Below are 20500 nucleotides of genomic sequence, written 5' to 3' on the forward strand. Positions count from 1 at the left end.
AAAAGCATGAAAGTGTTTAAGTTTAGATGTTATTAATCAGCTTTATTAAATTAAGAGAGTGATTATTAGATACATTAATGAGCTTAGTTTAATAATTAATATTGCTACATCGTGTCCAATAGCTGAGGTTATATTATCTTAATAGTAGGAGGGTGTTAATTGAGAAGCAATAGATATAATATGGAAGCTATTTTTAAAATCTTAATTCTTAGCGCTATTACATTATTTTTCGTGTATCTAGTTTTTACTGGAAAAGTTCTATTTTATGTTCATCCTAGGATTATACCTTACATTAAGTTTGCTATTTTGACTATGATATTTCTAATTTTAACTATTGTACCAGATATATTTCATCCTAGAAGAAAGAGTAAAGGCAAAGAGTACGTATTTTTTCTTATCCCTATTGTTTTTGCTCTAGCAATACCTGCAAAAGCAATGGATTCAAGCTCTATGTCCTTCAATGATATAGAGGCCAATACTGTTACTTCAGGTACTCAAAAAACTAAAAATTTGAGCAATGGTATTGATAAAGCTGGCAGTGTACAGTCAAGTAATTCTAATGATAACAGCTCAAGTGCAGCAGATAAATTTCAAGTGGAAAATGGTCTTGTGATAGTAGATGATACTATTGTGATGACAGATGTGAATTTTGTAAAGTGGGTAACTGAGATCTCTACAAATATGGATAAATATAAAGGAAAAAAAATCAGGCTAGTTGGATCAGTTTTTAAAAGCGAAGATTTTACTAAAAATGAGTTTGTCCCTGCACGACTTATGATGACTTGTTGTACTGCAGATTTGCAGCCAGTGGGTTTTCTTTGCAGATACAATGCTGCAGAGCTTTTACAAAAAGATACTTGGGTCATGGTTAATGGAACCATAGATATTGTCAATTACAAAGGTCAGAATATGCCTGTCATAGAAGCAGAGCAGGTAGATAAGGCTGAAAAGCCAAAGGCTGACTATGTTTATCCTTATTAAGGATTTATTATAGGTATAATTTATGAAAACTTAATTTATACTTGTTGGATAATTTCAGTTCCTGTGGATCTTTTGGCACTTATAAGTTAATAGTTTAAGTTAGTCTATATAAAGATGTACAACTTCAATAAAAAAGCCATTTCAAAAGCTCCTCTCGGTTCTGAGAGGAGCTTTTGAAAATATATTTCGCAATGGTTAAAGGTATTTATGATATCTAAGAAACTATGCTAGATTTATATTGACTAGGAGTAAGTCCAGTATACCGCTTAAAGGTTTTTGAAAAGTGTTTTTCATTAGTGTAACCTACCATATAGGCTACTTCGTAATTCTTTAATAGCTTATTTTTTAAAAGTGCTTTGGACTTTTCTATGCGGTATTTATGAAGAAATTCAAGGAAGTTTACTCCGGTCTCCTGTTTAAATAACTGACTCACGTAGCCAGGAGTAAAGTGTATCTCTTTTGCTACGGTCTCAAGAGTTATATCCTTATCATAGTTTTTTGTGATAAAGTCTAATGCAAGCTTTACTAAGCTGTTATTCTTATTGGTGCTATTAATTCTATCGAATATATTGGATATAATGATTTCTAGCTGATTTTTTAGTTCATTTATTGTTTCGCATTGAAGAATAACATCAAAAGGAGAGCCTAACTTTGAAATAGAATTTATATCAATATCACTTTCTATACAAAACTTGTTTATAGAACCTAAAAGCGATAAACTATAGGATTGAATATTCTTCTTTCTAGGAATGCCCCCTTGGCAAAGCCTGCTATAAAACCTTTCAAGGATACTATGGATATCATCTATCGAACCAGTTCGTAGATAACTCATTAACTTTAACTCTTCATCTAAGGGGTAGGGATTGGAAGCAGTATTGTAATGGCTTATATTATCAGCGTAGATTATATTACCTTCCCCAAGAAAAAACTTATACTCCAAAGCTTTTTTACAACTGCTATATGAAAGATTTAAAGCTTCTAGTTTGTTAACGGATGTTCCTACAGCTATTGTTATGGAAAAACCTAAGGAGCTTCTTATGAGATCTTTAAGCTTTAAGAGTGTTGTAGAGACTGGTGCTTCACTTAAAAGGCTGCTGCTTGGAGCTATTAGAAGTACTAAGCTAGAATCTTCTTCAAATAAGTTCACTATATTAAGGCAATCCAGAGTTTCAATAGTTATATTTTTAATAGATTCTTTTAAGAAATCTATATCTTTATTATCAAAAAGATTGTAGATAACAGTGGAGTGGTCTATTGATAATATAATAACTTGCAGGTTGGCGTAATCAAAACTACTTATAAAAATACTATCATTTGTTTCAGTATTACTGAAGGGTTTTAATATAAGTTCCTTAAGCATATTGGCTTGGATTATTTTTTCCTTTGAACGCTCTTCTATTAATTTATTTTTTGCGTCGAGAACCGCTTCCAGTATTTCTGATGGACGACAAGGCTTTAAAAGATAATTATAAGCAGATAAGTTTAAAGCTTGTTTTGCATAAGAAAAGTCATCATAGCCGCTTAATATTATACATTTAATACTTAAACCTTTAGAATATATTTTTTCAAGAAGCTCTAAACCACTCATTTTAGGCATTCTTATGTCCATGATTACTATATCCGGTTTAAGAGTAAGTATTTTTTCAAGGGCATCTATACCGTTGTTTGCCTCTCCACAGATTTGAATATTATTCCTTTCCCAATCTACCAATTCTTTTAGGCCTTCAATAAGTTCTATTTCATCATCTACTAAGAATAGTTTATACATATCATCAAACTCCTTTGAATGGTATAGATATTGTAATTTTTGTTCCTTGTCCTAATTTACTTTGTATATATAATGAATGATTATCTCCGTAATAAAGCTCTAATCTTTGTTTAACATTGCTAATGGCGTAACCTTTTTTATAGTTTGAAGTATTATTACTATTATAATTTTTAAGTAGAGCTTCTAGAGTTATTTCATCAATGCCAGTTCCATTATCTTCTATAGTAAAAATAAGCATTCCGTCTACTAGCTTTCCTGATATATTCAGATAACTTTTATCATTATCAGCCTCGGTGCCATGTATTATTGAATTTTCAACAAAAGGTTGAAGAATTAACTTTGGAATATAATAATCAAGAATATCATTGTCAATATCTACAGAATAATCTAGTTTATCCCTATATCTCTTTCCTTGAAGCAGTAGATAATTTTCTATAAATTCTTTTTCTGATTTCACTAAGATAAAGTCATTTCCATTGCTTAAGCTAGTTCTAAATATTTTTGATAAGGCATATATCATTTCACTTATTTCAGGTTGCTTTGCTCTTTCTGATTTCCAAAATATCATGTCTAAGGTGTTGTATAGAAAATGAGGGTTTATTTGAGCTTGAAGAGCTTTAAGCTCAGCTTCCTTTTCCTTTAATTGAAGTTTGTACACTTTATCGATTAAGTTCTGTAGGTTATCAATCATATCGTTATACTCACAAACCAAATTGCCTATTTCATCATTATATTCGTAATCTACCTTTTCTTTAAAGTTACCACTCTTAACTCGCTTCATTGATTGAAGTAATTTCTGTATAGGATTAACTAACTTAGAGGATACAAATATAGATATAAAAAATGAGATTATTATGCATAAACCAATGACTGCAAGGGTCATTGTCATTATGGATTGTACACTTTTGAACATTTCAGACTGAGAAGTGAGAGAAACCAGCTTCCAGCCACTTTCTTTTATAGTGCTATAAGTAAAAAGAACTTCAGAACCGCCTAAGGTGGTATTATGGTAGCCACTGCTTTCATTTAGCAAAGGAGAAAGCTTAGGTATATCCTGTGAGTTTATAATCTTCTTCGAATCCTTTGAGGATATTATGTTATTTTTATTATCTAACAATACAATGCTGTCGGATCCTTTCAAATCTTGAGCATATATGTTTTCTATGAAGGAGGTATTAATGCATATAACCATTAATCCAGATTCTTGTAAGGTATTGGTATCTATTATAGTTCGAACCATTGCAATCTTAGGGTTTCTATTATCAGTTATGAATACATTGTTTTTAGTATCTAAATTGACCCATAGAGGGGCTCCTTTTAAAGCATGGGCACTTTTATATATATCGCTTTTTTTAATTTCTTCGTAGGAGTTTAGTCCACTGCTTCCATCCTTACTGAGATAGTATTTGGAACCTTGATCACCGTATATAAATATGAAGCTTATATAGTCTTTAGAGGCCAATAATATATTTAGAGGCTCTAGCCCATACTTAGTAAAGTTCTCATATTCGGAAGAAGCTTCGTTACTGGTGACAAGGGATTGGATTAGAGGATTTAAGCAAATGAAGGTTGATAAATCTGTAATATCCTTTTGAAGAAAATTGATATTATCTGAGGTTTGATTAATATCTTTAATATTAATAGAAGTTACTTCATCCTTTAAAGATTTTGATGCAACTACATAGGAGTAGCTTCCAAGGATAAGACATATTATTGATAAAATGCATACATAGAAAATTAGTATCTTATTTTTTATGCTCAAGTTCATATAATTCATAGGGAATCTAATGGAGAAAGTTTTAAGAATTTTCATAAAGAACCTCTCCTTTGGAATAAATTTACTGTTGGTTCAAGTATATTTTACATTAAAAAGAAAAGCTTTTCAATTAGCTTAGATTAAGTGCAAGTTCTTAAAAACGGAACCATTTTCTACAATTTGAGCACTACCATTTTATTACAGTTAATTTTATAATTACACTGTAAATAAACCTAAGTTATAAGGAAAGATGTACAACTTCAACCCGAAATCTATCTGCAAAACTACTCTGATTCCTGAGAGGAGTTTTGCAAACTTTAAATTTTAAAAATAAATGATAGATCTATAAGTATCCAACTTCAATTATTAATTTATACATGCCACAGAATTCCTAGGAGCCGCGATTTTATAACAAGTATAAATTAAGTTTTCATAAAGGGTTCCTATAGAAACTGGAGAGATATATGAATAAACAGACGCTAAAAAACATTAAATGCATATCATTAGTAGTGATTCTATTATTTTCTCTTGTAGGTTGCAATAATGAAACCTCTACAGGTAGGGAGGATAAAAAGAAAATAACTATAAGCTTTTTGTCAAATTTACCTGATAGACAGTCAGGGCAAGGAAAACTTGAACAGATGCTTATTGATAGATATATTAGCGAAAATCCTGATATCAATATAAAGGTGGAAGCTTACCAAGATGAGCCTTATAAGCAAAGATTTAAGGCTTATGCCATAAGTGATAAGCTTCCAGATGTATTCTTTGTTTGGGGTCAACCCTCATTTTTTAATCCTGTGATGAAGGGTGGATATGCTGAAGCTTTGGATGCTAACAAGTTTAGAAAGAATGATTTTAAAGAAGGAGCTTTAGATGGATTTAGTTTTGAAGGAAAACTTTATGGAATTCCAAAGAGTATGGATTATATGGTTTTGTATTATAATAAAGAACTTTTTTATAGAAACAATATAGATTTTCCTAAAAACTTTAAAGAGCTTATTGAGGTGTGCAAAAAGTTTAAGGAGATGGGAATTAACCCTATCTCAATAAATATAAAAGATAAATGGCCATTAGCATTGCTATATCAGGAATTAGTGCTAATGGAGGGACAAGATCAGAGGCTTATATATGATGCAATTTTAGGACAAGTAAGTTTTCAGGATAATGTTGTGTTAAGAAAAGCTGCAGAGGATCTAAAATTGTTGCTTGAAGCTTGTGGATTAGAGGAGAGTATGTCACAGCTAGACTACAATACATCTATGAATTTATTTACAAGAAAACAAAGTGCCATGCTATATACAGGATCTTGGGAAGTAGGAATGGTGAGCAATATTAGTTTACCTGATGATTTTAGAAAGCAGATAGAGGTTTCTAAGATGCCATTACTTTTGGAGCATCAAAGTACTGAAAATAATTTGATTGCATGGAATGGCGGAGGATATGCGGTATCTTCAACATCAAAGGTGAAAAAGCAGGCCATAAAGTTTTTGGAGTATATGATGAAGCCAGAAAATTGGGCTGAAAATGGTTTTGAACAGGGGTTAATAGTTCCTGCACAAAAGTATGAGAACTATTCAAATAAAAATGAAACAAAACTTCAAAAAGAATTGGTAGATATTTTAAGTAAAGCTAATTCCTTAAGCGGAACATCTTGGCATGATAGCTTGACTCCAAATTTTAAAGTATCTACAGAAGAATTATGTTATCAGTTAGCAGCAGGAAGGATAAGCCCTGAAAATTTCTTGAATGACATAGATAAGGAGGTAAAGAAAGAAGAGCTTAAGTAATTAAAATTATTGGCACTGTTGAAATTAAGTGGTCAGTCATCCGATGCTTAGATGAGCTTGCGCAAAGAATTAATATGATTTTGTCATATTCCATGGCTAAAACTGTAAACTCACTACGTTCGAACAGTACAGTTTTACTCTTTATTTAACCATTGACTTTTTATAAATCTTATGTATCTTAATCTTAAGTATATTAAGAATGCTATTAAAATAAAGAGTAAAAAGAGAGAATATGTCGCCTGCCAGAATTTCTTCACATACGTTCAGAAAAGGCAGATGCGCAAAAAATCACTAATGAAGAACGTATTAGTGATTTTTAAAGCCCATTCCATCTAAAAAAATCATTTAATTCTAATTACTCGCTCATATAGCATCTCCTTCTTAACCACTTAATTTCAAGAATAATTTTAAGCCTAGGAAAATTAATAGGTTTATAGTAAATCAAATACTAATTGGTTAAAGGGGGAGTAGTAGGAATGTTGAAAAAGTGGTTAGCCAGATTTTTAACAGCGACTTTTATAACAACTATGGTGTTAGGTAATGGAACAGCATCTATTGTAAAAGCTGAAGATACGCCTAGATACTTAGATTCTAGGCTTTCTGTGGATGAAAGAGTTCAGGACTTGATGTCTAGGATGACTATTGATGAAAAGATAGGACAAATGGTACAGGCTGAAAGAAAAACCGCTACAGCAGAAGATGTTAAAAATTACTTTTTAGGTTCTATATTGAGTGGAGGAGGTTCCTTGCCTACACCTAACACAGCTGAAAGCTGGGCTGACATGGTAGATGGGTTTCAAAAGGCTGCATCAGAGACTAGACTTAGGATACCGATATTGTATGGAGTTGATGCAGTTCATGGTCATAACAATGTCTTCGGAGCAACGATATTCCCACATAACATAGGACTTGGAGCGTCAGGCGATGCAGATATTACAAAAAAGATAGGACAGGCAACCGCTGAGGAGATGAGAGCAACAGGTGTAACCTGGACTTTTGCACCTACTCTTGGAATTGCTCATAATGAGAGATGGGGTAGAACTTATGAAACCTTTGGAGAAAGCTCTGAGCTTGCTTCAAAACTAGGAGCAGCTTATGTTAAAGGTTTACAAGGAGATGAGCCAAGCAGAACGCTTAAAAAGAATAACACTGTAATTGCTACTGCTAAGCACTATATAGGGGAAGGCTTAACTACTGATGGAGTAAATCAAGGAAATGCTGTAATAAGCAATCTAAGTGAAACTCTTAAAGATGAATTACTTCCACCATATATTTCAGCTGTAAACGCTGGTGCTAGATCAGTTATGGTTTCTTACAATAGTATAAATGGCGAGAAGTGTCACGGTAACGTAGATCTTATAACCAATGTTCTTAAGGGGCAGTTAGGCTTTAAAGGAATAGTTGTATCTGACTATGAAGGAATAGCTCAGCTTCCAGGAACTGAAAGAGATCAGATAAAGAAAGCTATTAATGCTGGAATCGATATGGCCATGGTACCTAACTCCTGGAGAAGTTTTATAACTAATTTAAAAGACTTAGTAGCAAAGAAAGAAGTTACTGAGGATAGAATAAATGATGCAGTTACACGAATATTAAAGGTTAAGTTTGAGCAGGGATTATTTGAAGACCCTTATGCTCAAAGAGATTTACTAAAGACAGTAGGCTCTCAAGACCATAGGGATATAGCAAGACAAGCGGTTAGAGAATCCTTAGTGTTATTGAAAAATGATAATGATATATTGGGTAAACTTAAGGATAAGAAAAATATACTTGTAGCAGGAAAAAGTGCAGATGATATAGGTCTTCAGTGTGGCGGTTGGACTATAACTTGGCAAGGTGCTGCAGGCAAGACAACCAATGGAACTACCATTTTACAAGGAATAAAAAATACTGTAGGAAAGGATGTTAAGGTAACTTACAATAGCCGTGGAAGGGCAGCTTCAGACAATGATGCTGCGGTAGTTGTAATAGGTGAAAAACCTTATGCTGAAACTGATGGTGATAGGACTCCAGATGCTTTGACTCTTGACTCTGATGATATTACAACACTAAAAAATATTAAAGCTACCAATCCTAATCTACCAATAGTAGTAGTATTGGTTTCTGGACGACCATTAACTATAGCAGATCAAATAGGTGATATGGATGGGTTAGTTGAGGCTTGGCTTCCTGGTACTGAAGGACAAGGCATAGCTGATGTATTGTTTGGCAATTATGATTTCACTGGCAAACTAAATATTACTTGGCCATGGTATGCTTCTGATATTACTAATAAAAAGGCTGATGGAAAAGCTTTATTCAAGTTTGGTTATGGGTTAAAGAAGGGACAAACAGCAGCTTTGCCAGCAAAACCAAATCAAGTGGATAACTCTATAGCTATACCTGGAAAAGTAGAAGCCGAAGCTTACACTAGTATGTATGGAATACAAACAGAGAATGTAAGTGATGTAGGTGGCGGAAAAGATGTGGGCTATATAGATGGCGGAGACTGGATGGACTATAGTGTCAATGTTAAAGAGGATGGCAAGTACAAAGTTGAATTTAGAGTTGCTAGCCCTGGTGGTTCAACTTCTGGAGCTCAGCTGTTTTCAGGTTCGAAAAATCTTACAAAAGCAGATATACCGGACACTGGTGGCTGGCAGAATTGGACTACGGTAGAAGGTGTAGCTAATATTAAAGCTGGAAAACAAACTTTAAGATTTAAGGCTGGCAATGGAAACTTCAATATGAACTGGATAAATTTCACCAGAATAGGAGACTATGAAGACAATGGAGGAGATAATGGTGGTGGGCAGACTCCAGTACCAACACCATCAGGACCTATTATAAAAGCTGGTGCAGTTGATGTGTACATGAGCTCATCAGAGCAGTCAGGTAGTATGAGCTGGTATGATGCTCCTAAGGATTTATCTAACACCCTAAGTAAAAAGGATAATCTAGATATAACCTCAGAAGATGATACAAAGGTTACTGATATAAAAATAGATCAAAGCAAAGAATATCAAAAGTTCTTGGGTATGGGTAGTTCCTTAGAGGAGTCAACTATAAATAATATCTCTAAGATGTCACCTGAGAAAAGAACTGAGTTCTTAAAGAAGCTTGTAGATCCTGTGGATGGAGCTGGAATGAGTCTTATGAGACTTACTATAGGTACAGCAGATTTTACAGGAAGAGATTTTTATACCTATTACGATAATGTTCCAGCAGCAGACGGGCCAGATTGGTACAATACTACTGGTAAAGGTTTTTCTATACAAAAAGATATAGACTATAATATAGTTTCTACAGTAAAGGAAGCACTAAAAATAAATCCAAATTTAAAGCTATTTTCTTCTCCTTGGACTCCTCCAGGATGGATGAAGGAACAGACAGACAGCAGTAAGAGCTATGAAAATAATGATAAGCTCATAAAAGGTGGAAAGTTAAGTGATGCACATATTTCTGATGCAGCTATGTACTATACTAGATATCTTGAAGAATATGCTAAGCAAGGCATTCCAATATATGCTATGACTCTTCAGAATGAACCAGGACTTCAGATAGATTATCCAAGCTGTTATATTACACCAGAGCAAGAACAAAAATTGGCCATAGCAATTAAGGCTGATATTGCAAAGAGCGATGTACTAAAAGGAAAAGATATTAAGATATGGGCTTTTGATCACAACTTTGACAGCGGAGTTAGTTTTGCAACTCAGGCTCTAAATAATGATGCTTCAAAGTCTGCAATTGATGGCATAGCCTTCCATGATTATGGTGGAGAGCCAACCGCAATGACACAGGTTCATAATTTGTTCCCAGATCACTCGGTAAATCTTACAGAAAGATCTGTTTGGGGGACCACTGGTGCTGATAGAATAATTCAGTACTATAGAAACTATGCTGAAAGCTATAACTCTTGGGTAACTATGCTAGATAGTAATATATCACCGGAACAATGGACTGGAACTCCTGATCCTACCATGTTCGTTTTAGATGCAAATGATAACAACAATTATTGGGCTACACCAGAATACTATATAACTGGACAGTTCTCAAAATTCATTAAGCCAGGAGCAGTGAGAGTAGATAGCGATTATGGTTCCTCAGATACTGTTACAGATGTGGTGTTCAAGAACACAGATGGTACTTTAGTAGCAGTAGTGGTAAATCAGACTGATCAAGCTCAAAGCTTTAAGTTAACAAGTAGTGGAGCACAGATTTTTGCAAGTATCCCTGCAAAGAATGTAGCTACTTATGTGTGGAAACCTATTGATGGAGATAAGGTAAATGCTGTTCCAGGAACCTTTAGTTCAACCAACTATACAGAAGCTAGTTCAAATATAAAGGTAGAGGGAGACCATACTGCTTATATACATGACAATAATTACCTTGATTATTATGTGAAGGTTGATGAAGCTGGTTTATATAACATGACCTTTGAAACAGCAACACCATGGGGAAACTATGATGATAATGTTAAAAAGAATAGACAGATACATGTGCTTTTAGGCGACCAAGAGTTAACAAATGTTTTAGTGCCTCAAACTGCTTGGGACAATCAAACCTGGAGTAATTACTTTACAGTAAAGAATACAGTTAACTTCAAGAATAAAGGTTTGCAAAAAATAAGATTCAATATTGATGCAGGAGAATTTAATATAAGAAATATTAAATTTGAAAAGGCTGTTCCAATATATAATCTGCCTGGAAGAATAGATGGTACAAATTATATTAACTCAAGAGGTGTAGTGATAGAAAATGGAAAGGTAGGCTACGTAGATAAAGACGACTTTATGGAGTATAAAGTTAACGTAGCTGAAGATGGCGAGTATAATCTCAATCTTAATGTTGCTTCAAATAACGACAAGCCAAGTTTTGATATATATTCTGATGATAAACTTATTAAAAACGTAGAGCTTGAAAGCACTGGTGCCTGGGATAACTGGAAGCTAGAAGGATCAAAAATAAGTCTTACAAAAGGAGAACATACTCTTAAGCTATTAGCTAAAGTAGGCTTTAACTTAGATTGGTTCTCTGTAGGTGCAGCAATAAGTTCAAGCAATACCACTATAAATGAAGGTAAAGAAGATAAAGCCGTGGTAAACCTTAAGCTTTATGATGGTGAGTTTGTACCTACTCTTACTAAAGCAAATTGGAAGTTAAGTGGATTACCTTCAGGTATTGATTACGACATTGAAAGAGTAGATGATACAACTGCAAGGCTTACACTTCATGGGAACTCAAATGTTGATTTTGATTATGATAAACTTATAAATATAGAGATGTGTGCTAAGGAAATTGGAGGATTAAGTGATAAAACTTATAGTATTAGTAGCAGCTTTGTAATAACAGCTAATAACGATAAAGAAACCTTACTTTCTGATAAGACTATTCCTATAAATACACCATATGTAGATGTAACCTTAAGTGGAGGAACCTTTATACAAGAAAAGGTTAATGATGTAAGTCTATCAGGAGCTCTTGTTGATGGAAAGTATGCTAAGCTAGATTCAGTTGAATACTTGGATGCAACTCATATAAGAATTCATTTAAAATGGCTTGCAACCTATTATGAAGATCTTCCAATGGATATAAATGTACCTGTAACTGCATATAGCGACTCCACAAACGATAGTGGATTGACTACTGAAATTACCTGTGGAAAGAGTGATTTGAAGCCAACGCCATGTAAGGTTGGGGATAAGGCAATTACTTTAACTGAGGACAAAGCTTATAGAACTAAAGGTTCTCTAAATAGTGAGGTTCAACCAGGTAATAGAGTTGATTACTATCTAGATGTAGCAGAAGCTGGAGACTATACAATAACCTATACTGCAAATAACAATGCTTCAATTACCAATGCCATAAAGATAAGCACTGGAAATGACCTTAATGTTTCAGGAAATATAGCTACTTTAAGCCTAGCTAAGTTCTGGGGAAATAATCTTGACGTAAAGGATACTGTAAGGCTAGAGGCTGGCCTTCAGACCTTAAGATTAGAGGTTGTAAACGGAGGCTTTAGTTTAAATTCAATCTCTATAGCTAAGAAGCAAGGGCCACAGGATATCAAAGCAGATAGTAATGGAGATATAACTGTTATCAATGCTGATAGTGTTTTTGGTGGATCAAGAGATAAGGGATATGCTATTGAGACAAAAGATGGTGTAAAGAATATAGGGGATACTTCTGTAGGTTCATACATGGATTACTCTGTAAATGTTAAAAAAGCAGGAATTTACAAAGTAACTTATAACTATGCTGATTCAGTAAGTTCAGTGCCAGTAGCAGTACTTCAGGATGGTCAGGGAAAAGAGCTTGGTAAAGTAAAACTTCCAACTACAGGAGATTGGAATAAGTGGGCTGATTCCGACTCAACACCAGTATATCTTAATGAGGGAGTTCAAACCTTAAGAGTTTATGTTGATGTTGATGGCTTTAATATAAGATCATTTAATTTAAAGTATATATTAGATAATACAGCACCTAGCATATATGGAAGTGATGCTGTTATTCAAAAGGGAGAAAAGCCAGATTTAATGAAAGCTATTGGCTTAAGCGCCATAGATGATATGGATGGAGATATCACTGGTAAGGTGGCATTAGATGACAGTAAGCTGGATATAAATAATGTAGGAACTTATGAAGTTACTGCCACAGTATCAGACACTTCTGGCAATAAGGCTTCAAAGACATTCAAGATAACTGTAAAAGAAGATGCCATTGCACCGGTTATAGAAGGACATAATGCAGTATTGCCAGTAGGTGCAAGCTTTGATCCAATAAAAGATTTAGGAATAAAGATAACTGATAATAAGGATGGAGATATAACTAATAAAGCAGTTATTACTCAGGTTGTTGATACATCTAAGGATGGAGTATTTAGAGTAAAAGTATCAGTTACTGATAATTCAGGAAATAGTTCCGTAAGCTACTTTATAGTAAGAGTATTGAGCATGGGTGTAATTGATACAAGTGATATAACTATAAATGTAGGAGATAAGTTCAATCCTTTATATGGAGTGAAGGCTCTAGACATAGATGGAGAAGACTTGACCTCAAGGATAGAAGTAACATTTAACAATGTTGATACCACTAAAGCTGGAAGCTATAAGATTATTTACAAGATAGTTGATAAAGAGGGCAATATAATAAATAAAGAGAGAATGGTCACTGTAAAAGAAGTAGCTCAGAATCCAGGCAATGGAGGAAATAATTCAGGCAATGGAGGGTCAGGTCAAGGCGGAAACGGAAATTCCAATAATGGAGCAAACAATAACCCTGGCAATCCTAGCAATAACTCAGGAAATGGCAACTCCAATAATGGACAGAATATAACCATAATAACCGATGAAAATGGTAAGAAGTTGATTCAGGTGTCTAAGCTATCCTCTAGTTATAATTTGATTCAAATAGCTGATGGTTCTAGAGAGTTTACTTTAGAGGTTAGCGATATAGAAACCTTAAAGTCTGGCAATGGAAGTTTGGAGATAAAGAGCTCAAATCTAGATGTGTTAGTTCCATTTACAGCTATAAGTAAACAGTTATTAAAAGATGGATCTAGAGTTGTATTAAGCTTCAATATTGCTGAGGGAAATGATCTTACAAAAGATATTAGAGGTATAAAGAAGCTATACCAACTCAGCTTATCTGTTGTAACTGGAGCAAATAAAGTTGATATATACAACTTTGCTGATGGAAAAGCTCAAATATCTTTAATACTCACTGACGATGAGCTTAAAGGCTTAGATAAGAACAAGCTTTCAGTATTCTACTACAATGAGAATACAAAGCAATTTGAAGTTATGGACACTAAGCTTGATGGCAACAAGGTAAGCTTTGCTACAAATAATTTACCGAAATTTATAGTGGCTGAAAAAGCTGAAAGTAGCAATCAAGTCCTTCCTACAACTGGCTCAGCTGTTGATAGTAATTTATTAATAGTACTGGCATTGCTAATGATAGTTTTAGGGGCAGGCGTTACTATTAAGATAAGAAAAACAAAATAGAACTGATATTCAAAACAGGCCATAGGTTAAAATACTATGGCTTGTTTTTGTATTTTAATTCATTATGGAATTAATATATAGGTTCTATTACGAAAACTTAAGTTATGCATGTTCGAAAATCGTAGGTTTTGGGAATTAGATGATCCAGGTTTCTGAGGATTAGATGATCACGGTTTTGGGAAGCATCACGGATGCATAAATTATTAGTTGAAGTTGGATAGCTATAGTAAAAAATACCGAATAATTATTACATTAAAAATATAAATCATCTATGAATTTTTATAATATTGGAACGATAATATAATTAATAATCGGTATTATGAAAAATAAATAGGGATATTTTTGCAGAAGTTGCGTGAATATTCCAACAATAAAAACTAATATATAGGTTTGGAGGAATTGTATGAAAAAGAGAAGGAAAGATTTCAAAATAGTTCATGGGATTGTAGCCTTGTGGTTAATTGCAGTAATTTCTTTATTGTCAGTAGAATCTGTAGCCATAATAAATATGTACAAAATAAATGGCAATCTCACTAGTCTCAATGAGAAGCAACTTCAAAATATTAAAATTCTTGGAGATGTTAATGGTTCTTTTAATGGGATGAGAAATGTACTTACTAAAATAATTGACAGAACTTATGATGAGGCAATGATAACAACTGTCAAGGATACTGATAGTAAGATAAGAACACTTATTAGTGAGCTTAATACTAAAGGTAATTCTGATGAAAAGAATAAACTTATAAGTGATATGAAAGATTATTATGATAAGTATATGGACAAGTTCCCTCCACTAGCTGAAAAAAGAAAAGTTGGACAAGCAATGACTAAGGAGTACATGGACGACTATACTAAGGTTGGTACAGGAGTGAGCACAAGTATAGAAAAGCTTGTTGCTAGTGAAAAGCAGTCTGCAGATCTTATAAATAAGCAAAGTCAAGATGATTTTGTATCAACAAGAACCAAATTTATATTAATTACCGCTGGTATTTTTATTTTGGTTACAGCTATATCTATGTTTATATTATGGTACATAAGAAATTCTATAAAAGAATTTACAGCTCAGTTAAAGGTTGTAGCATCAGGAGATTTAACTTTGGACATAGAAACAAACGAGAATAATGAGTTTGGAATAATGAAAAGAGAACTATCTTCAACAGTAGATGCAATAGCCATCATATTAGGTGAGGTTAAGCAAGATGCTGGTAAGATGAATGACCAAGCGTTATCTCTATCTGCCATTTCAGAAGAGATGACATCTTCATCTCAAGAGGTTAGTACTGCTATACAAGAAGTTGCAATAGGTTCTACCTCACAGGCTCAAGAGCTTATGACAATAGCTGGCGTTGTTAATGAATTTGGAGAAGCTATAGAAAACATTTCTGGCATTGTTGGTAATGTTAATAAATCAACGGAAACTATAAGTTCCATGGCAAACCTTAGTAACGAACAAATGCAGAGCTTGGTTCTTTCAGCTAAGACGGTAAGTGAATCCTTTGAAAAGGTTACTGATAAAATTGATAAGCTGGGAGCAAACATAAAAGAAATAAATGGAATAACCTCACTTATAAATAGTATTGCAGATCAAACCAATCTTTTAGCTTTAAATGCAGCAATAGAGGCAGCAAGAGCTGGAGAAGCTGGAAAAGGCTTTGCTGTAGTAGCAGATGAAATCAGAAAATTAGCAGAACAAAGCAAAGAGTCATCTACAGAAATAAATAGTAGACTTGATATGATATCAAAGGAAACTAGTGAGGTGGTAGATACCACCAATGTGGTTAATGATGAGTTTACAGGACAGATAAATACTATAGAAGAGTCGATAGCTTCCTTTAAGAATATAATAGAGCTAGTGGAAGAAGTGATTCCATTGATGAAGGAAGTAAGTGGAGCTATGAATAGTATTGATTCTGATAAGAATGACATAATTGCGAGAATTGGTAATGCTTCTGCAGTAGCAGAGGAAAATTCAGCTTCATCGGAAGAAATAACAGCATCTTCAGAGCAAATGAGTAGTTCTTCAGAAGAAGTAGCAGAATCAGCTCAAACTCTATCTGAAATGTCAAGCAGTATGGTTTCAGTGGTAAATAGATTCAAAGTATAACATAAAAAGCAGCTATCAAGCTGCTTTTTACTTTGCAAAGAAATATAGGTTTATTCTAAAATACATCAATATTAAAGTCTGTTAGTATACTAGCAATTTCTTCTTTTGGAGCTGTATCTGTAATTATTGAGTCTATATCACCTAGGCATGCAAATTTATAGTTCCCATCTATATGAAACTTTGAGCTTTCCATAACTACATAGCTTTTTTTACTTGATTCTAATATAGCTTTTTTTGTTATGCCGTCATCTATATCAAAGGTTGTGATGCTTTCATCGAAGACATCAACCCCACAGCTTCCTATAAAGGATTTGTCAAATTTGTATTTTGATATAGCCTCAATGGTTGGAGCACCTGTAAAGCCATCTAGATTCCTGTTAAGGATTCCACCGGTAGCTATAACTCTTATATTGCTTGGTTTTGAAAGAACATTTAGTATGTCCAGCATGTTTGTGACTATAGTTATTTGCTTATCACTAGCAGCTAATAGCTTTGCTAATAAAATGTTAGTAGTTGATATGTCTAAAAATATAGTTTCTCTATGATTAATTAGCTTAAAGGCTTTTTCTGCTATTATGCTTTTTGTAGATATATTGGCATCTTTTCTTGTTACTACGTCCTTAACTTCGGCAGTTCCTCTAACCTGGACAGCTCCTCCGTAAGTCCTTTTCAAAAGCCCTCGGTTTTCTAAAGTCTTTAAGTCCTTTCTTATACAATCCTCTGTAACATTAAATTTGATACTTAAGTCTTTAACTTTAATCTTTCCTTCATTTTCTAATATATTAATAATTGAATCTAATCTTTCTTCTGCAAACAACTACTGTACCTCCAATTCATATTAATTATTCACTTAATTTCATCTAAGCAGCAGATGATTAGCCACTTAATTTCAATGAAATGCTTTAATGTCCGCTATCTCTTATAGAATATTTATTTACCACTCTTTTTTATAACTTACACATATAGGGAACCAACTTCAACTATTAATTTATACATGCCACAAAATCCCCAGAAGCCGGGATTTTATAACAAGTATAAATTAAGTTTTCGTAAAGGATACCTATATATCTTGTTCCTTCAAAACTTAAGCTAATATATATTCCTTTGATTTTATTACTGATATCATAAAATATAATTAACCTCTTTTTTAGTATATATTAATTATGAAATAAAAATAAGAATCAATCAATAATAATATCTATACAAAACTTAAAAAAATCACACTTGAAATAATAAAAAACAAGTATTAAAATAATAATAAGTAATAAAAAACAATAACAATAAATAAATTATTGTAAGGATGTAAAAAATATGTTTTGTAATTAATCTAAGTTTTAGGGAGCATTTTATAATAATAAAAAGAATTAGGGGGAATAATCATGCAACTGATACTAGACACTGGCAACTTGAAAGAAATCCAAGAACTTTCTACAATTTTGGACATAGACGGTGTAACAACTAATCCTACAATTGTAGCTAAAGAGAAGAAGAATTTTGTAGATTTAATAAAAGAAATAGGAGAAATAATCGGAGATGAAACTCCAATACATGCACAAGTTATAAGTACTAGTTATGAAGATATTATAGAAGAGGCTACATTTATAAGTGGGCTGCGTGAAAATATCTATGTAAAGATACCTGTAACTCATGATGGTTTGAGAGCTATAAAGGAATTAAAAAATAAGGGGATAAAGATAACTGCTACAGCTATATTCACTGCTCACCAAGGCTTTTTAGCTGCTAAGGCTGGAGCTGACTATGTAGCACCATACGTAAATAGACTTGATAACATATCTGCAGATGGAGTAGGAACAGTTAAGGACCTTATTCAAATAATAGATAGATACGGATTATCAACTAAGGTACTAGCTGCAAGTTTTAAGAACACTCAGCAGGTAATTGAGTTGATGAAGGCTGGTGTTCATAGTGTCACTGTACCTTATGACATAGCCAAAGCAATGATGGATCATCCACTAACTGATTGGAGTGTAGATAAGTTTATACAAGATTGGGAAGCTGTTTATGGAGTGGGCACTAACACCAAGGGATAAAAAGAAATTAATACTATATAGTAATTCGTGACACTAGTGTTTAATATATAAAAAAATATAAAAAATAGTGTAAAATTATAAAAAAAATACGAATATTCTTTGGATATGTGGCCAAAATATTAATGTTTGAAACGCATAAGTCCAATAATCAAAAAAGGTACCTAAATCAGAGCTGCTGGGAGTTTGGTTTAGGTATCTTTTTTACTGTATAGAAATTATAATTTTTTTTGGTTAGACCTAGAAATATCAAGGATTTCAGTAGCTATTTATAGTAAACAGTAAAAAATAAAATTATGTCGCCTGCCAGAATTTCTTCACATACGTTCAGAAAAGGCAGATGCGCAAAAAGGTTTGCTGAAGAAAGATCGCTTCAGCGACCTTTTTTTACTGTATAGAAGTTATGAACCTTTTTTAGTTAGACCTAGAAATATCAAGGCTTTGGAGTAGCTATTTATGGTAAACAGTAAAAAATAGAATTATGTCGCCTGCCAGAATTTCTTCACATACGTTCAGAAAAGGCAGATGCGCAAAAGGTTGCTGAAGAAAGATCGCTTCAGCCACTTTTTCACTGTCTAGAAATCTAAAAAAACAACTCTAAAACTGAAAAAACTTACCTTTACCAGACATAAAAGAAGTAATACTATGTTAATGTAAAGCTATACATTAATATAGGTAAATTATATAAAAGAATTGTTGAGGTGTAGGTATGGATAAAATAAGAGTAATTCACACATCAAGATATACTACTGATAGGTTAAAAGAAAAAGAATCCATAGTATTTAGTAAAGGTAAATCATCGGATAGTATTTTAAAGGTAAATAAAGATAGAACCTATCAAAAGATAGTTGGCTTTGGAGGTGCTTTTACTGAAGCAGCTGCTTATACCTTTGATAGAATGGATAAAGAAAAACAAGAAGAGATAATAAAGAGCTATTTTGATCCTATTAATGGCTTGGGCTATTCATTAGGTAGAGTTCACATTCATAGCTGTGACTTTGCTTTAGGAAATTATACTTATGTTGAAGAAAATGATACAGAACTTAAAACCTTTAATATAAGTCATGAGAAAAAGTGGTTGTTACCATTTATAGATCTTGCTAGAAAGGTAAGAAAACAAGACCTATTACTGCTTGCATCACCCTGGAGTCCTCCAGGCTGGATGAAATCAAATGGAGATATGAATAATGGAGGTAAGCTGTTACCAGAATATTATCAAGTTTGGGCAAACTATTACGTTAAATATATACAAGCTATGAAAGAAGAAGGATTTAACATATGGGCTATAACAGTGCAAAATGAACCAGCTGCGGTGCAGGTATGGGATTCTTGTATATATTCTGCTGAAGAAGAGCGAGACTTTCTTAAAAATCATCTAGGACCTACCTTAGAAAATGCTGGTCTATCTGATGTAAAGATATATATATGGGACCATAATAGAGATATTTTGTTCGAAAGAGCTGACACTGTTTTATCTGATGTAGAAGCAGCAAAATATGTTTATGGAGTAGGTGACCACTGGTACGTTTCTGAAGAGTTTGAAAGCCTTTCGAAGCTACATGATAAGTACCCAGACAAGCACATACTATTTACAGAAGGCTGCCAAGAAGGCGGAGTTCACCTTGGTTCTTGGGATACTGGAGAAAGATACGGTAGAAATATGATAGGTGACTTTACTAACTGGCAGGAGGGATGGATTGACTGGAATTTGATTTTAGATGAGACTGGAGGCCCAAACCATGTAGGTAATCTTTGTGATGCACCAATTATAGCAGATACGAAAACTCAGCAGTTACATTATAATAGCTCTTATTACTATATCGGTCATTTTAGTAAATATATAAAGCCAGGTGCAGTTAGAATAGAGAGTGCTTTGGAAGGAAGTTCGAGCATAAAACAAGTGGCATTTCTAAACGAAGACAAGTCTATAACTTTAGTGGCTATGAATGAAAGTGAAAAAAATCAGGCATTTGATATAGAATATAAAGGCCAATATGCTAAGTATGAGTTAGAACCACATTCCATAGCTACTTTTATAATAGCAGATATAGAGGGGTAGTGAAGA

Annotated in this window: 9 protein-coding genes; 6 read left to right on the forward strand and 3 right to left on the reverse strand. The window is 33.4% G+C overall.

Annotated elements, in window-relative coordinates; translation table 11 throughout:
- Window positions 1-159 precede the first annotated feature (159 nt).
- Entirely contained in the window at window positions 160-981 is an 822-nt protein-coding gene (locus C1I91_RS04550; protein WP_238475921.1) for a TIGR03943 family putative permease subunit, read from the forward strand.
- A gap of 214 nt (window positions 982-1195) precedes the next feature.
- Here the strand turns inward: C1I91_RS04550 and C1I91_RS04555 are convergent, their stop codons facing one another.
- Together C1I91_RS04555 and C1I91_RS04560 are read right to left on the reverse strand one after the other, a co-directional pair.
- Window positions 1196-2749, reverse strand: a complete 1554-nt coding sequence (locus tag C1I91_RS04555; protein WP_128211533.1) for a response regulator — start codon at window positions 2747-2749, stop codon at window positions 1196-1198.
- Between the two features lie 4 nt (window positions 2750-2753).
- The gene (locus C1I91_RS04560) at window positions 2754-4562 is read right to left on the reverse strand and encodes a cache domain-containing sensor histidine kinase (protein ID WP_128211535.1); all 1809 of its coding nucleotides are present in this window, start codon (window positions 4560-4562) and stop codon (window positions 2754-2756) included.
- Between the two features lie 407 nt (window positions 4563-4969).
- Here C1I91_RS04560 and C1I91_RS04565 point away from each other — a divergent pair, with 407 nt between their 5' ends.
- From C1I91_RS04565 to C1I91_RS04575, 3 genes are all read left to right on the forward strand, one after another.
- Window positions 4970-6295: an ABC transporter substrate-binding protein gene (locus tag C1I91_RS04565; protein WP_128211537.1), complete on the forward strand. Its 1326-nt coding sequence runs from the start codon at window positions 4970-4972 to the stop codon at window positions 6293-6295.
- Between the two features lie 476 nt (window positions 6296-6771).
- The gene (locus C1I91_RS04570; protein ID WP_128211539.1) at window positions 6772-14283 is read left to right on the forward strand and encodes a glycoside hydrolase family 3 N-terminal domain-containing protein; all 7512 of its coding nucleotides are present in this window, start codon (window positions 6772-6774) and stop codon (window positions 14281-14283) included.
- A 403-nt stretch (window positions 14284-14686) separates the two neighbouring features.
- Window positions 14687-16387: a methyl-accepting chemotaxis protein gene (locus C1I91_RS04575; RefSeq protein WP_128211542.1), complete on the forward strand. Its 1701-nt coding sequence runs from the start codon at window positions 14687-14689 to the stop codon at window positions 16385-16387.
- A gap of 55 nt (window positions 16388-16442) precedes the next feature.
- Here the strand turns inward: C1I91_RS04575 and C1I91_RS04580 are convergent, their stop codons facing one another.
- Window positions 16443-17204, reverse strand: a complete 762-nt coding sequence (locus tag C1I91_RS04580) for a DeoR/GlpR family DNA-binding transcription regulator (protein ID WP_128211544.1) — start codon at window positions 17202-17204, stop codon at window positions 16443-16445.
- 562 nt (window positions 17205-17766) lie between these two features.
- On the opposite strand from C1I91_RS04580, the gene fsa reads away from it, so the two are divergent.
- Window positions 17767-18438, forward strand: coding sequence for a fructose-6-phosphate aldolase (fsa, locus tag C1I91_RS04585; protein ID WP_128211546.1), 672 nt, complete (start codon window positions 17767-17769; stop codon window positions 18436-18438).
- A 706-nt stretch (window positions 18439-19144) separates the two neighbouring features.
- Window positions 19145-20494 carry a glycoside hydrolase family 30 protein gene (locus C1I91_RS04590; RefSeq protein WP_128211548.1) on the forward strand — a complete coding sequence of 450 codons (1350 nt, stop codon included), beginning with the start codon at window positions 19145-19147 and terminating at the stop codon, window positions 20492-20494.
- Window positions 20495-20500: the final 6 nt, after the last annotated feature.

This window comes from Clostridium manihotivorum (assembly GCF_004015185.1).
Lineage (GTDB): Bacteria > Bacillota > Clostridia > Clostridiales > Clostridiaceae > Clostridium_AR > Clostridium_AR manihotivorum.

What these genes read in the sequence shown, in the direction of transcription:
- C1I91_RS04555 (WP_128211533.1), bottom strand. Translation starts at nt 2,749, where the DNA reads ATGTATAAACTATTCTTAGTAGATGATGAAATAGAACTTATTGAAGGC.
- C1I91_RS04560 (WP_128211535.1), bottom strand. Translation starts at nt 4,562, where the DNA reads ATGAAAATTCTTAAAACTTTCTCCATTAGATTCCCTATGAATTATATG.
- C1I91_RS04565 (WP_128211537.1), top strand. Translation starts at nt 4,970, where the DNA reads ATGAATAAACAGACGCTAAAAAACATTAAATGCATATCATTAGTAGTG.
- C1I91_RS04570 (WP_128211539.1), top strand. Translation starts at nt 6,772, where the DNA reads ATGTTGAAAAAGTGGTTAGCCAGATTTTTAACAGCGACTTTTATAACA.
- C1I91_RS04575 (WP_128211542.1), top strand. Translation starts at nt 14,687, where the DNA reads ATGAAAAAGAGAAGGAAAGATTTCAAAATAGTTCATGGGATTGTAGCC.
- fsa (WP_128211546.1), top strand. Translation starts at nt 17,767, where the DNA reads ATGCAACTGATACTAGACACTGGCAACTTGAAAGAAATCCAAGAACTT.
- C1I91_RS04590 (WP_128211548.1), top strand. Translation starts at nt 19,145, where the DNA reads ATGGATAAAATAAGAGTAATTCACACATCAAGATATACTACTGATAGG.